Raw genomic sequence first — 15,283 nt, 5'->3', positions numbered from 1 at the left:
CAAATGAGCGTAAAAAAAGAAAGAGTAGATGTACTATTAGTAGAGCGAGGACTTATAGAAACGCGTGAGAAAGCAAAGCGCGCCATTATGGCCGGACTCGTATATGCAAATGAGATGAGACTTGATAAGCCAGGAGAGAAAATCTCGCAAGATACTGAGATTACGGTGAAGGGACAAGTTATGCCGTATGTAAGTCGTGGTGGTTATAAACTTGAAAAGGCATTAGAGACATTTCATCTTGATTTACAAGATAAAGTTATGATAGATATTGGTTCATCAACTGGTGGCTTTACAGATTGCGCGCTTCAAAATGGAGCGAAATTATCTTATGCATTAGATGTAGGATACAATCAGCTAGCGTGGAAATTACGTCAAGATGAGCGTGTTGTTGTAATGGAACGAACAAACTTCCGTTACGTGACACCAGCAGACTTAGAACGTGGTTTACCTCAATTTGCAAGTATTGATGTTTCATTTATATCATTAAAGCTTATACTGCCAGTTTTAAAAACAATGCTTATGCCTAACGGAGATGTAGCAGCGTTAATTAAACCGCAGTTTGAAGCTGGAAGAGAGCAAGTTGGGAAAAAGGGTATCGTTCGTGATAGAAAAGTACATGAAGCTGTTGTAGAGATGATTGTCGAGTTTGCTTTAAAAGAGGGCTATGATGTGGAAGGTTTAACATTCTCACCAATTACGGGTGGGGATGGTAATATTGAATTTTTAATTCATCTGAAATGGCATGGTGAACGTGAGAATGGCGAAAATCATTCTCCGATTTCTATAGAGCAAGTTGTTACAGAAGCGCATGACGTTCTAAAACAAAAAGGGAAAGGGGAATAACATATGTTGTTCCTCTTTTTGCTGTAATTGTATAATGATTGTAAAAACAATTGTGTACAAGAAACGAATTATAAGTTAACATAAATAAGTGAAGTATACCAATGTTTAAACTATGGTAAGAGATAGTGTGAGGTGCAAATGTATGAATAAAGGTCAGCGCCATATTAAAATCAGGGAAATTATTGCAAACAAAGAAATTGAAACACAAGATGAATTAGTTGATATTTTACGTAATGAGGGATTTAATGTAACGCAAGCAACAGTATCGCGCGATATTAAAGAACTGCACTTAGTGAAGGTGCCATTACATGATGGGCGCTATAAATATAGCTTGCCAGCAGATCAACGATTTAACCCGTTACAAAAATTAAAACGAAATCTAGTGGATTCATTTGTAAAATTAGACACGGCAGGACATATGCTTGTGCTAAAAACATTGCCTGGTAACGCTCATTCACTTGGAGCACTTATTGATCATTTAGAGTGGGATGAGATCATCGGAACCATCTGTGGTGATGATACTTGCTTAATTATTTGCCGTACACCTGACGATACAGGTGTTGTCTCTGATCGTTTCTTAAATATGTTGTAACAAAAAATCTTGTTTGCTTTCCATCGTAAAGTGGGAAGTGAACAAGATATTTTTATTGGTCAAAAATATGATTTTTCAATTGTAATATAATATTTTGTTTGCATAAAGTTAGAAAATAGATGGATTGACCCGTAAAACAAATGTTTGGTACAATGAAGCGGGTTAGAAGAGTATATACATACAAATATATAGCATGATTATTTGAATGAAGAACTGAGAAAATCCTTTAGTAAGGGATTATTTTATAACGAGGTGAATGGGGCATTGTTATCGGAATTATCGATTAGAAACTTTGCTATTATTGAAGCATTAAATATTTCTTTTCAAAAAGGTTTAACGGTTTTAAGCGGTGAAACAGGGGCCGGAAAATCGATTATTATTGATGCGATTAGTTTACTTGTAGGTGGCCGTGGGTCAGCAGAATTTGTTCGATATGGAACAGAAAAGGCTGAGATTGAAGGGCTGTTTTATGTTGAAGATGATAAGCATCCATGTATTGAAAAGGCAGAAGAGTTAGATATAGAAATAGAAGATGGCATGATTATTTTAAAGCGTGATATTGCTGCGAACGGGAAGAGTGTATGTCGTGTAAATGGGAAGCTTGTTACACTTAGCATATTAAAAGAAATTGGGAAAACACTTGTTGATATTCATGGACAGCATGAAACGCAAGATTTAATGAATGAAGAACGACATCTGTTTATGCTTGATCACTTTGATGGGGATCGAATCGTTAAACAACTAGACATATATCAAAACGTATACGCTGACTATGAAAAATTAAAAAAACAATTGAAATCGTTAAGTGAAAATGAACAACAGATGGCACATCGCTTAGATTTAATTCAATTTCAGCATGAAGAAATTCGCAAAGCCGATTTAAAGATGGATGAAGAAAATGAATTAACTGAGGAACGATTGCAAATTTCTAATTTTGAAAAGATTTATAAAGCATTAGGTGATGCATATCGTTCATTGAGTGCTGACGGACAAGGATTAGATAATGTAAGAAGCGCAATGGGACAAATGGAAAGTATTACACATTTAGATGAAATGTATCAAGAGAATCATGATTCAATTGCAAATAGCTATTACTTATTAGAAGAGGTTGCATATCAACTGAGAGAAAAGCTCGATATGATGGAATATGATCCAAATCGTTTAGATGAAATCGAAACACGTTTGAATGAAATTCGTATGCTAAAGAGAAAATATGGAAATACTGTAGAAGAGATTTTAGCGTATGCAGATAAAATTGAACAAGAAATATTTACAATTGAAAATAAAGACGTTCATATTGAAACGACGAAGAAACAGTTGAAGGAATTAGAAAGTGTTATTCTGAAAGAAGCAACGTTGTTAAGTAATATGCGTCATGAGCTTGCAGAACACCTTACAAATGCAATCCATCAGGAATTAAAAGAATTATATATGGAAAAAACGAAATTTGAAGTGAGAATTATGAAGAGAGAAGGAAATGCAGAAGAGCCCCTTGTGGAAGGTGCACCGGTAAGACTTACGGCGGATGGTTACGATCATGTGGAATTTTATATTTCGACGAACCCAGGAGAGCCGCTAAAACCACTTTCAAAGGTTGCTTCTGGCGGAGAGTTATCTCGTATCATTTTAGCTTTAAAAAGCATTTTTTCTAAGCATCAAGGGGTTGCATCTGTTATTTTTGATGAAGTGGATACGGGTGTAAGTGGCCGGGTCGCACAGGCTATTGCTGAAAAAATTTATCGAGTATCAGTAAACTCGCAAGTGCTTTGCATTACGCACTTACCTCAAGTAGCTTCAATGGCAGATTCGCATTTATTTATTCGAAAACAAGTAGCGAATGATCGGACAATTACATCAGTTACTGTTTTAACTATGGAGGATAAAGTAACAGAAATAGCTCGAATGATTTCTGGTGTGGAAATCACAGATTTAACGACGGAGCATGCGAAAGAATTACTTACGCAAGCGCATCATTTTAAACAGACAGCAGAGGCTATCCAGTAATGGATAGCTTTTTTTCTCAAATGACGATTTCTTAATTCTTCCGGTTATAAATAAAGCACTGCAAGGAGAGATTAAAAAGTGAAGCCAAGAGGCTGAATGTGGGGTAGGAGCGAGGAGAGTGAACAAGTTGAAATTAGAAAAATTTCGAAAAATAATAGGTCTTTGTCTCCTTGTTTCTTTAGTTTTTATTGGATGTTTTAAACCGCTTCGAACGTTTATTTCATCACCGAAACAACTTGTTGTTTTTGAAGGACAACAATCAGAAATATCATCATTACCAGTTTTCAAAGCTTCATCCACAAATCGTCATGTATTTACAGTGAGTTCGAATGAACAAAAACAAGGACTTATGGTAAATTCTCATCAAAATGGTGAAGCTGATATGGTATTTCAGCTTGCGGGTTTTCCAGTGAAAAAAGTAAATGTGAAAGTGTTAAAAGATTTTAAAGTGATTCCAGGTGGACAATCAATTGGTGTGAAATTAAATACAAAAGGTGTACTTGTTGTAGGCCATCATTTAATTCAAACTGAAAAAGGTAAAATATCTCCTGGTGAAACAGCAGGTGTACAAATTGGAGATATGATTACTGAAATTAATGGTAAAACCATTGAAAGAATGAGTGATGTAGCACCGTTTATTCATAATAGTGGAGAAACAGGTGAACCGCTTAATCTTGTATTGTTAAGAGATGGAAAATATATTCGCACGAAGCTAACGCCGCAAAAAGACAATGGTGAATCGTCTTATCGAATTGGTTTGTATATCCGTGATTCGGCAGCTGGAATTGGAACGATGACATTTGTTCATCCGGATTCTATGAAATATGGGGCGCTTGGTCATGTTATTTCTGATAATGATACAAAAAAGCCGATTCAAGTCGAAGATGGACAAATTATGCGCTCGACAGTTACATCAATTGAAAGAGGCAGTCATGGGAATCCAGGCGAGAAATTAGCAAGATTTTCACCAGATCGTGAAGTGATTGGCAATATTACAATTAATAGTCCATATGGTATTTTTGGAAAATTAAATACGAATATGAAAAACGGTATAATGGATAAAGCAATGCCTATCGCATTATCTCATCAAGTAAAAGAAGGACCGGCAAAAATATTAACAGTTATTGATCAAGATAAAGTAGAAGCGTTTGATATTGAAGTCGTTAGTACAGTGCAGCAAAAATTCCCAGCTACAAAGGGTATGGTAATAAAAGTAACAGATAAACGTCTATTAGCGAAAACGGGCGGTATCGTACAAGGAATGAGTGGAAGTCCAATTGTACAAAATGGAAAAGTAATTGGTGCTGTTACACATGTATTTGTAAATGATCCAACATCAGGATATGGTGTTCATATTGAATGGATGTTACATCAAGCTGGAATTAATATTTATGATCAAGAGAAAAAAGCGAGCTAATACATATTAGCTCGCTTTTTCTGTTGAAAAATTCGTTGAAATTTTGTAAAAGCTCCGCAAGAGGTGTTTTTTGTTGTAAAATAAAAGAAAAGGGTTGAACGTTTCGTTGTATTTCTATGATGGAATGTGTTGCGAAAGGGAATAAATGAACGATAAACATATTTTTTTGTGATTTTATCGGAAAGTAAGAAACTTTAAAAGGGAATTTTCACACAATTGTCGAACAATTCATGTAGCCTAGAAGGATACACATGTCGGAGAATCGATTCGGTAAGGGAGGAAAAGCTGTGGAGAAAATTAAAGTATGTCTTGTGGATGATAATAAAGAACTAGTGTCAATGTTAGAGAGCTATGTAGCTGCTCAAGATGATATGGAAGTAATCGGTACTGCTTATAATGGTCAAGAGTGTTTAAACTTATTAACAGATAAGCAACCTGATGTACTCGTTTTAGACATTATTATGCCACACTTAGATGGTTTAGCTGTATTGGAAAAAATGCGACATATTGAAAGGTTAAAACAGCCTAGCGTAATTATGTTGACAGCATTCGGGCAAGAAGATGTGACGAAAAAAGCAGTTGACTTAGGTGCCTCATATTTCATATTAAAACCATTTGATATGGAGAATTTAACGAGTCATATTCGTCAAGTGAGTGGTAAAGCAAATGCTATGATTAAACGTCCACTACCATCATTCCGATCAGCAACAACAGTAGATGGAAAACCGAAAAATTTAGATGCGAGTATTACGAGTATCATTCATGAAATTGGTGTACCCGCTCATATTAAAGGATATATGTATTTACGAGAAGCAATCTCCATGGTATACAACGATATCGAATTATTAGGATCGATTACGAAAGTATTGTATCCAGATATCGCAAAGAAATATAATACCACAGCAAGCCGTGTGGAGCGAGCAATTCGTCACGCGATTGAAGTAGCTTGGAGCCGTGGGAATATTGATTCTATTTCGTCCTTATTCGGTTATACAGTATCCATGTCAAAAGCAAAACCTACGAACTCTGAGTTTATCGCAATGGTTGCGGATAAGCTGAGACTTGAACATAAAGCTAGCTGAGAGTAAAGATAGTAAGGGTTTACTCTTTAGCTAAGCCGACAAATTCTTGAAATCTATACTTAATATCAATTTTAAAACCAATAAACTTTTCACTCAATGACCAATGAATTTTATGATTCGTTGGTCTTTTTATTTTGTTGAGAAAAAGAGATTATTTCATACTATGGAAAATAAAACCTATTTTTAGTAATATTACATATAAGTGAGTTTTTTATAAGGTAATTAAATAGGTATAGATAGGGAGAAGGGGAATGAAAAATAAAATTTTAACTTGGTTAGGAATAGTAGCAGCTATGGGAGTTCTTGCTGTAGCAGTTACATTTGGAATGTTAGAACTTGCCGATAATCCAGCAGATAAAGAGGTGAGTGCTCAAATAGACAAAAAAGAAGACCAAACGATAGTAGGTAGAGAGGTAGATGGAGTCTTTGTTGATGTGTATGTTACTGAAAATTCTACTGAAAGCGAAGTCATTACAGCGATGCATCACATGACTCATCAAAAAGTGGTGGCAGAACGAAAATCGGGCTCTATCCCAATGGTTCAAAATAATGCTAAAAAGTTAAAAGAAATCATAAATAAGAGTAGCTTTGCGAAGAAAAATGAGCTTTTAGCAATTGCTGATAGATGGGTGAAAAAAGATTTTAGTAAAATTGTAGAAGATCACAATTATTTCTCGGATGCTCAAGAAGATAACGTTTGTAAAGCAACTAGAGCAATGGATGCGTTAGAAGAGCAACATTATATTTTAACTACATTCGGGGAGGAAAAGGCGAAAGAACTATACGAATCAGGGGATGCTCCGCACGTTCAATAAAAAATAATATAAAGGCTTTCTAGTTTTGTATTATCGTGTTTTAAGGATGCAATGGGGACTTATAAATAAATAGTCTGCTTTCTTTATGACTTGTAACAAAAAAGAAAAGATATGATTCATTATTAAATGATGAAGGAACGGCTAAATTGCACCGAAGTACATCTATTAAAGAATTTTAGTAGGGAAAGTATCCATGGTATAATGGAGGGCAATAAAAAGCCCTGCAAAACAGGACTGTATTATTCTTCGTCTTTATTTTGTTTTTCTAATTCAACTAGCTTTTGAATTAAAATGTGCTGCGGCATGTGCATGAGTTGTTCAAGTGGAACACCTAGTGCTTTTGATAAGCGGACTGCAGTATCTGGAGAAATTTGTAATGGTCTCATAGAAGTACCTCCTTTTTCGTATAGTATAGCATAAGATTGGGGGAGTGAGGATGACTCTTATATTTGCACATCGTGGTGCGGCTGGAATGTACCCAGAAAATACAATGATTTCATTTGAAGCGGCTGAGTCTTTTAGAGCGGATGGAATTGAACTTGATGTTCAATTAACGAAAGATGGAAAAGTTGTCGTCATTCATGATGAAACGGTGGACCGAACAACAAATGGAAAAGGTGCGGTTCGGAATTATGTATATGAGGATTTATGCAAGTTAGATGCAAGTTATAAATTTGGTGATAAAGTGGGGTTTTGTAAAATACCACTTTTAGAAGAGGTATTAGAATGGCTTGAACGAACGAGTTTGCTACTTAATATTGAACTTAAAAATAATAAAATTCCATACAGAGGTTTAGAGGAAGAAGTTATAACGCTTGTACGGAAATTTAGTTTAGAGGATCGTGTTATATTTTCTTCGTTTAATCACTACAGCATGAAACGGTGTCATATGATGGCTCCTGATATTCAAACAGCAATTTTATATCGCGAAGGTTTGCATAGTCCGTGGGCATACGCGAAAAAAATGGGGGCTACAGCAGTACATCCGAATTATCGTTACCTTCAAGATGCTATTGCTGAACTAACGATGGAAAGTGGTGTAGAGGTTCGCCCTTATACAATTAATGAAGAAACGCTTATGCGTAAATATTTTGATATGAATATATCGGCGATTATTACTGATTACCCTGAAACGGCAAGAACGTTGTTGCCAATAAAAAAATGAGACCGCGTGTAACGGTCTCATTTTTTTATTTATAAATAGTGGGGCCTTCCTATCTTCTAAAGCGAGCCTGTACTTTATTTCGTTTACGGTCTCGGTGCAAGACGAAGCCACCGAAGATATAAAACCCGAGCCCGAAGCAGAGAGCACCGATTAAAAATTGTAACCACAGTATAGAGATTGGTGGAAATAGAATCCCGAATACAGTATCTCTCATTAACTTTATACCAAACACAGCTAATGAAATAGGGATGAGTGCTAATAGTAGAGCAACGTAACGCTGCATACATAACTCTCCTTTTCAGATTATTTCGTATATTTTAATGATGTTATACGGAAAGGGGGTTTGTCAAGAGGGTGCTGAACGAGTAAGATAAGGGTGTGAAAAAATTTGCAGAGTTACTTCGAGAGGAAGTGTAATATATGAAACAAAAAGTATTAATTGTTGGTGCAGGTGAAGGCGGGAGCGCACTGCTGAATCTGTTACATAGTTCGAATATATTTCAAATTATAGGGATTATTGATATAAATCCGTTGGCAAAAGGATTACAAATTGCTAAGGAATATAGAATTGCAATTGGAGAAAGTGTAACTCCATTTCTTTCTATGCATATCGATGTAATATTTGATATGACAGGTGAAGATGATGTACATAAAGTTTTATTGGAAAAAAAGAAAAAAGACACTCTTCTTATACCAGGTGATATTGCAAAAATTGTTACAGGATTAGCGCATGAGAAGGAAGGGTTAATTGGGCGGTTAGAGGAACAAACGCAACAAGGAGAATTAATTTTAAATTCTACGCATGACGGCATGATCGTAATTGATCGAGAGGGACAAGTTCGTCTTTTTAATAAAAGTGCGGAGCGTATTATCGGATATAAAAAAGAAGAGGCGATAGGAAAATATATTTTAGAAGTCATTCCCACTAGTAAATTACTTCGCATTATACGTACGAAACAAATAGAAGTAAATTATGAACTAACATTAGAGAATGGAAAGAAAATTATTACAACGCGTATACCGATATTAAAAGAAGGCGGAGAGGTACAAGGGGCATTTGCAATTTTTAAAGATATAACAGAAGTTGTAGATTTAGCGGAAGAAGTTACAGACTTAAAAGAAATTCAAACACTATTAGAGGCAATTATCAACTCATCTGAAGAAGCGATTTCGGTTGTGGATGAAAAAGGAAGAGGTTTAGTCATTAACCCGGCATATACGAAATTAACGGGTCTAACAGAAGAAGATATTATTGGGAAGCCTGCTACAACTGATATTGTAGAAGGCGAAAGTATGCATATGAAAGTACTTCGAACGCGTCGTGCGGTGCGCGGAATACATATGAAGATTGGGCAAAAAAAGCGCGATGTAATTGTAAACGTAGCGCCAGTTATTGTGGATGGAATATTGAAAGGAAGCGTTGGCGTTATCCGTGACGTGTCGGAAATTCAAAAGTTAACAAATGAATTGAATAGAGCAAGGCAAATTATTCGCACATTAGAAGCAAAATATTCATTTGATGATATTGTCGGAAATTCAGATGAAACAACGGCAGCTATCGAACAGGCGAAGCTAGGAGCGAATACACCAGCAACGGTACTGTTACGCGGTGAATCTGGGACTGGTAAAGAATTGTTTGCACATGCAATCCATAATGGAAGTAATCGAAAATACAATAAATTCGTCCGTGTAAACTGTGCGGCTATTTCGGAGACGTTGTTAGAAAGTGAATTATTTGGTTATGAGGAAGGGGCGTTTTCTGGAGCGAAAAGAGGCGGGAAACGTGGGTTCTTTGAGGAAGCGAATAACGGTAGTATTTTTTTAGATGAAATAGGGGAGTTATCTGCAAATACACAAGCGAAACTCCTTCGTGTATTGCAGGAAAAAGAAATTGTAAAAGTTGGTGGGACGAAAGCGATACCCATTAATGTTCGAGTAATTGCAGCGACACATGTGAATTTAGAAAAGGCTATTCTAGAAGGGAAGTTTAGGGAGGATTTATATTATCGATTAAATAAAATTCCAATTCAAATTCCATCTCTTCGTCAACGTAAAGGAGATATACCGAAAATTGCGGACAGGTTGATTCAAAAAATTAATCAAGATTATGGTCGTAATGTAGAAGGGCTCACTGATTCAGCTATTTTATATTTACAATCATACGAATGGCCAGGAAATGTGAGAGAACTTGAAAATATTTTAGGACGAGCGATTATTTTTATGAATTATAACGAGATCTATATTGATGTACAACATTTACCACCATTACATAATGAAGAGCAGGTGGAGTCAAAGCAATCTCATTTATTACCTGAATTAGAAGAAAAGCCACTTGAACATTTAGTAACAGAGTTTGAAGGGAATATTATTCATGAATATTTGGAGAGATTTGATGGGAATAAAACACAAACTGCAAAAGCGTTAGGAATTTCCGTTCGAAATTTATATTATAAGCTAGAAAAGTATGACCATGCAAAAAATAGCATGCAATAAATTGCGTACCGTGCAATTTATTGCATGGTATACAAAAAGCGACAAAATAAGACAGAATCTTTCGTTATTTTCCAAAGTATTGATTTTACTGCATTTTGAATGCGTTTTCATTATTGGTAAGACCACTTTTAAAAGTTGGCACGGTATTTGCTTTATAAATAGACGAGGGACGACGGAAAGGGTTGATTACAAAATATGAAGTTAGAATACTTAATTGATCAAGCAGCGGGACAGCCTAAAAAAACTGTAGCTGTAGCAGTAGCTGAAGATCATGAAGTAATTGAAGCTGTAGCGAAAGCAATTAAATTACAGCTAGCTCAATTTCGTCTATATGGAAATCAAGAAAAAATAATGGGGATGCTACAAGAACATGGTTTACAAACTTCAGAACATGTTGAAGTGATTGCAGCAATGTCTAATGCAGAGGCTGCAGAACTTTCTGTTAAAGCTGTGAGAAATGGTGAGGCAGACGTGCTTATGAAGGGTAACATCCCAACAGCGAATATTTTGAAGGCTGTGTTAAACAAAGAGTGGGGCCTACGTAAAGGTAGCGTACTTTCACATGTAGCAGCATTTGAAGTTCCAAATTATGATCGTCTTATTTTCGTTACAGATGCAGCGATGAACATCGCACCTGATGTAACACAAAAAGCTGCTATTATACAAAATACTGTAGAAGTTGCCCGGGCAATAGGAATCGACTTGCCAAAAGTGGCACCAATTGCAGCAGTAGAAGTTGTGAATCCAGCGATGCAGGCGACAATTGATGCAGCGATGTTAACACAAATGAATCGCCGCGGACAAATTAAAGATTGTATCGTTGATGGACCACTTGCTTTAGATAATGCAGTATCACAAATTGCAGCAGAGCATAAAGGCATAGTAAGTGATGTAGCAGGTAAGGCAGATATTTTACTCGTCCCAACGATTGAAGCTGGAAATGTGCTATATAAATCACTCGTATACTTTGCGGATGCAAAAGTAGGAGCAATGATTGCTGGCGCAAAAGCACCGATTGTTTTAACATCTCGTGCTGATTCAGCAGAAACAAAAGTATATTCATTAGCATTGGCAGTTGCGACTGCTTCAAAATAAACCAAAAAGGGTAAAACATTAGGGGGAAACGACAATGACATTAGAAATCTTCGAATACTTAGAAAAATATGATTATGAGCAAGTGGTATTTTGTCAAGATAAAGAATCTGGTTTAAAAGCAATTATTGCAATTCATGATACAACACTTGGACCGGCTCTTGGTGGAACAAGAATGTGGACATATGATTCTGAAGAAGCGGCGATTGAAGATGCATTGCGTCTTGCAAAAGGGATGACATACAAAAACGCAGCAGCTGGTTTAAACTTAGGTGGTGCGAAAACAGTAATTATTGGTGATCCTCGTAAAGATAAGAGCGAAGCAATGTTCCGTGCACTAGGACGTTATATCCAAGGACTAAACGGACGATACATTACAGCTGAAGATGTTGGTACAACAGTAGATGATATGGATATTATCCACGAAGAAACTGACTTTGTAACAGGTATCTCACCATCATTCGGTTCTTCTGGTAACCCATCTCCAGTAACTGCATACGGTGTTTATCGTGGTATGAAAGCAGCTGCAAAAGAAGCTTTCGGTACTGACAATTTAGAAGGAAAAGTAATTGCTGTTCAAGGCGTTGGTAACGTAGCATATCATCTATGCAAACATTTACACGCTGAAGGAGCAAAATTAATCGTTACAGATATTAATAAAGAAGCTGTACAACGTGCTGTAGAAGAATTCGGTGCATCAGCAGTTGAACCAAATGAAATTTACGGTGTGGAATGCGATATTTACGCACCATGTGCATTAGGCGCAACAGTTAATGATGAAACTATTCCACAACTTAAAGCAAAAGTAATCGCAGGTTCTGCAAATAACCAATTAAAAGAAGATCGTCACGGTGACATCATTCATGAAATGGGTATTGTATACGCACCAGATTATGTAATTAATGCAGGTGGCGTAATTAACGTAGCAGACGAATTATATGGATACAATAGAGAACGTGCACTAAAACGTGTTGAGTCTATTTATGACACGATTGCAAAAGTAATCGAAATTTCAAAACGCGATGGCATAGCAACTTATGTAGCGGCAGATCGTCTAGCTGAAGAGCGCATTGCAAGCTTGAAGAATTCTCGTAGCACTTACTTACGCAACGGTCACGATATTATTAGCCGTCGCTAATCATTCATATATAACTTTTACAAAAGGTGTGGTTACCTCTTATGAGGTTTCCACTTCCTTTTGAATTTATTAGTGGAGGTAGCAACATTGTCTGTAAATCGAATTCTTGTTATTAACCCAGGTAGTACATCCACAAAAATTGGTGTTTTTGATAATGAAAGACCCGTTCTAGAAGAAACGATTCGTCATGACGTAGAACAGATTGGAAAATATAAGAGAATTATCGACCAATATGAGTTTCGAAAAGAAACGATTTTAGAAGTTCTACATTCTCATGGTATTAACATTTCAAAATTAAACGCTGTTTGTGGGCGTGGTGGATTACTTCGTCCAATCGAAGGCGGTACGTATACAGTAAACGATGCGATGTTAGAAGATTTGAAAAATGGCTTTAGCGGTCATCACGCTTCAAACCTTGGAGGCATTTTAGCATATGAAATTGCTTCTGGATTAAACATTCCTGCATTCATTGTAGATCCTGTCGTTGTAGATGAGATGGAGCCGGTTGCTCGTATAAGTGGCATTGCTGGTATGGAACGCAAAAGTATCTTCCATGCATTAAATCAAAAAGCAGTTGCTCGTAAAGTAGCTGAACAGTTAAATCACAAATACGAGGATTTAAATTTATTAGTTACACATATGGGTGGCGGTATTACAGTTGGTGCTCATAAAAAAGGAAGAGTAATCGATGTGAATAACGGTTTAAACGGAGAAGGACCATTTAGTCCAGAGCGCGCTGGTACAGTACCAGTAGGGCAACTAGTAGAAATGTGTTTCTCTGGTGAGTATTACCGTGATGAAATGATTAAAAAACTTGTCGGACAAGGTGGACTTGTAAGTTTAATCGGTACAAATGATGCGATTAAAGTAGAGCAAATGGTTGAAAAAGGTGATCCTGAAGCAACTCTTATTTATAAAGCAATGGCATATCAAGTTGCAAAAGAGATTGGCGGAGCTAGCGCTGTACTTCACGGGAAAATCGATGCAATCGTATTAACTGGTGGATTGGCATACAGTAAAATTCTTGTCGATGAAATAAAAGAGCGAGTGGACTGGATTGCAGATGTTATCGTACATCCAGGCGAAGATGAGTTAGAAGCGTTAGCAGAAGGAGCACTTCGTGTATTACGTGAAGAAGAAGCTCCAAAAGAATACGTTGTACGTGAAAAAGAAACGGTAGCTAGGGGTTGAGATAATGGCAAAAGAATATGATTTAGTCATCGTTGGCGGCGGTACTGGTGGATATGTTGCTGCAATTCGTGCATCACAATTAGGGTTAAAAACAGCACTAGTCGAAAAAGAAAATCTTGGTGGTACTTGTTTACACAAAGGATGTATTCCTAGTAAGGCTCTTTTACGTAGTGCGGAAGTATATGCAACTGCTAAAAAAAGCGAAGAGTTCGGAGTTATTGCAAGCAATGTAGAACTAAACTTTGCGAAAGTACAAGAGCGTAAAGAGAAGATTGTAACGCAGCTTCATAAAGGCGTTCAACATTTAATGAAACAAGGTAAAATTGATGTGTTTGAAGGTATTGGTCGTATTCTTGGCCCGTCTATTTTCTCTCCTATGCCAGGGACAATTTCAGTTGAACTTGCAAGTGGAGAAGAGAATGAAATGTTAATTCCAAAAAATGTACTTGTTGCAACAGGTTCTCGTCCAAATTCATTACCAGGTTTAGAATTAGATGGAGAATACGTAATGTCTTCGGATCATGCCCTAAAAATGGAAACGCTTCCTAGTTCGATTATTATCGTTGGTGGCGGTGTAATCGGTATTGAGTGGGCATCTATGCTTGCTGACTTCGGTGTAGAAGTTACAGTATTAGAGTATGCAAAAACGATATTACCACTAGAAGATCAAGACGTTTCAAAAGAAATGCAACGTCTATTCAAGAAAAAAGGTATTAAAGTGGTAACTGGTGCAAAAGTATTACCAGAAACATTGGTAAAAGATAATGGAGTAACAATCCAAGCTGAACACAACGGTGAAAATAAAGAATTTAAAGCAGAAAAAATGCTTGTATCTGTAGGAAGACAAGCGAATACGCAAAATATTGGCTTAGAGAACACAGATATCGTTGTGGAAAAAGGATACATTCAAACAAATGAGTTTTATCAAACGAAAGAATCGCATATTTACGCAATTGGAGATGTAATCGGTGGCCTGCAACTTGCTCACGTTGCTTCTCATGAAGGAATTGCTGCAGTAGAACATATTGCAGGGAAAGAAGTTACACCAATTGATTACTCTATGGTATCAAAATGCGTATATAGCAGTCCAGAAGTTGCTTCTGTTGGCTTAACAGAACAAGAAGCGAAAGAAAAAGGCTATAAGTTAAAAGTAGGTAAGTTCTCATTCCGCGCAATCGGAAAAGCACTTGTATACGGAGAATCAGATGGTTTCGTAAAACTTGTAGTTGATGAAGAGACAAATGACATTCTTGGTGTTCATATGATTGGACCACATGTAACAGATATGATTTCTGAAGCTGGTCTTGCAAGAGTACTTGATGCAACACCTTGGGAAGTAGCACATACAATTCATCCGCATCCATCATTATCTGAGGCGATTGGTGAAGCAGCACTTGCTGTAGATGGAAGAGCGTTACACGCATAAAAATGTGGATTTAGGAGGTTATGAA

The 15,283-nt window shown here is 36.7% G+C and carries 14 protein-coding genes; 12 read left to right on the top strand and 2 right to left on the bottom strand.

What is annotated here, in order from left to right; translation table 11 throughout:
- The first annotated feature begins 3 nt into the window (after positions 1 to 3).
- The 6 genes from QCI81_RS07855 to QCI81_RS07830 all read left to right on the top strand — a co-directional run bounded on the left by QCI81_RS07855 (position 4) and on the right by QCI81_RS07830 (position 6,753).
- Positions 4 to 843, top strand: a complete 840-nt coding sequence (locus QCI81_RS07855) for a TlyA family RNA methyltransferase (RefSeq protein WP_000111874.1) — start codon at positions 4 to 6, stop codon at positions 841 to 843.
- 142 nt (positions 844 to 985) lie between these two features.
- Entirely contained in the window at positions 986 to 1,435 is a 450-nt protein-coding gene (gene argR, locus QCI81_RS07850; protein ID WP_001032580.1) for an arginine repressor ArgR, read from the top strand.
- Positions 1,436 to 1,699: 264 nt separating this feature from the next.
- Positions 1,700 to 3,439, top strand: a complete 1,740-nt coding sequence (recN, locus tag QCI81_RS07845) for a DNA repair protein RecN (RefSeq protein WP_000947734.1) — start codon at positions 1,700 to 1,702, stop codon at positions 3,437 to 3,439.
- 118 nt (positions 3,440 to 3,557) lie between these two features.
- On the top strand, positions 3,558 to 4,856 hold the full coding sequence (gene spoIVB, locus QCI81_RS07840) for a SpoIVB peptidase (protein WP_002000940.1): 1,299 nt from the start codon (positions 3,558 to 3,560) through the stop codon (positions 4,854 to 4,856).
- A gap of 287 nt (positions 4,857 to 5,143) precedes the next feature.
- Entirely contained in the window at positions 5,144 to 5,938 is a 795-nt protein-coding gene (spo0A, locus tag QCI81_RS07835) for a sporulation transcription factor Spo0A (RefSeq protein WP_011110369.1), read from the top strand.
- A gap of 251 nt (positions 5,939 to 6,189) precedes the next feature.
- A complete protein-coding gene (locus QCI81_RS07830; RefSeq protein ID WP_071729680.1) occupies positions 6,190 to 6,753 on the top strand; it encodes a PRK06770 family protein in 564 nt (187 codons plus the stop codon).
- A gap of 239 nt (positions 6,754 to 6,992) precedes the next feature.
- Here QCI81_RS07830 and QCI81_RS07825 read toward each other — a convergent pair whose 3' ends face one another.
- Positions 6,993 to 7,139, bottom strand: a complete 147-nt coding sequence (locus tag QCI81_RS07825) for a YycC family protein (RefSeq protein WP_001247671.1) — start codon at positions 7,137 to 7,139, stop codon at positions 6,993 to 6,995.
- Positions 7,140 to 7,189: 50 nt separating this feature from the next.
- Here QCI81_RS07825 and QCI81_RS07820 point away from each other — a divergent pair, with 50 nt between their 5' ends.
- Positions 7,190 to 7,918 carry a glycerophosphodiester phosphodiesterase gene (locus QCI81_RS07820; RefSeq protein WP_353810656.1) on the top strand — a complete coding sequence of 243 codons (729 nt, stop codon included), beginning with the start codon at positions 7,190 to 7,192 and terminating at the stop codon, positions 7,916 to 7,918.
- A 49-nt stretch (positions 7,919 to 7,967) separates the two neighbouring features.
- Here the strand turns inward: QCI81_RS07820 and QCI81_RS07815 are convergent, their stop codons facing one another.
- A complete protein-coding gene (locus tag QCI81_RS07815; protein WP_001190211.1) occupies positions 7,968 to 8,201 on the bottom strand; it encodes a DUF2627 domain-containing protein in 234 nt (77 codons plus the stop codon).
- Positions 8,202 to 8,338: 137 nt separating this feature from the next.
- Between QCI81_RS07815 and QCI81_RS07810 the strand changes: the two genes are divergently transcribed.
- The 5 genes from QCI81_RS07810 to lpdA all read left to right on the top strand — a co-directional run bounded on the left by QCI81_RS07810 (position 8,339) and on the right by lpdA (position 15,258).
- Complete coding sequence (locus tag QCI81_RS07810) at positions 8,339 to 10,411, top strand: sigma 54-interacting transcriptional regulator (protein ID WP_353810655.1); 2,073 nt, start codon at positions 8,339 to 8,341, stop codon at positions 10,409 to 10,411.
- 195 nt (positions 10,412 to 10,606) lie between these two features.
- The gene (yqiS, locus tag QCI81_RS07805) at positions 10,607 to 11,506 is read left to right on the top strand and encodes a phosphate butyryltransferase (protein ID WP_000764675.1); all 900 of its coding nucleotides are present in this window, start codon (positions 10,607 to 10,609) and stop codon (positions 11,504 to 11,506) included.
- A 34-nt stretch (positions 11,507 to 11,540) separates the two neighbouring features.
- Entirely contained in the window at positions 11,541 to 12,641 is a 1,101-nt protein-coding gene (locus QCI81_RS07800; protein ID WP_000171355.1) for a leucine dehydrogenase, read from the top strand.
- A gap of 87 nt (positions 12,642 to 12,728) precedes the next feature.
- Positions 12,729 to 13,832 carry a butyrate kinase gene (buk, locus tag QCI81_RS07795; RefSeq protein WP_000115781.1) on the top strand — a complete coding sequence of 368 codons (1,104 nt, stop codon included), beginning with the start codon at positions 12,729 to 12,731 and terminating at the stop codon, positions 13,830 to 13,832.
- A gap of 4 nt (positions 13,833 to 13,836) precedes the next feature.
- Positions 13,837 to 15,258 carry a dihydrolipoyl dehydrogenase gene (lpdA, locus tag QCI81_RS07790; protein WP_001051295.1) on the top strand — a complete coding sequence of 474 codons (1,422 nt, stop codon included), beginning with the start codon at positions 13,837 to 13,839 and terminating at the stop codon, positions 15,256 to 15,258.
- Positions 15,259 to 15,283: the final 25 nt, after the last annotated feature.

This window comes from Bacillus cereus group sp. MG20 (genome assembly GCF_040459885.1).
GTDB classification, from domain to species: domain Bacteria; phylum Bacillota; class Bacilli; order Bacillales; family Bacillaceae_G; genus Bacillus_A; species Bacillus_A cereus.
Note: the sequence above shows the minus strand (reverse complement) of the source record. Positions and strands in the feature narration are given on the sequence as shown.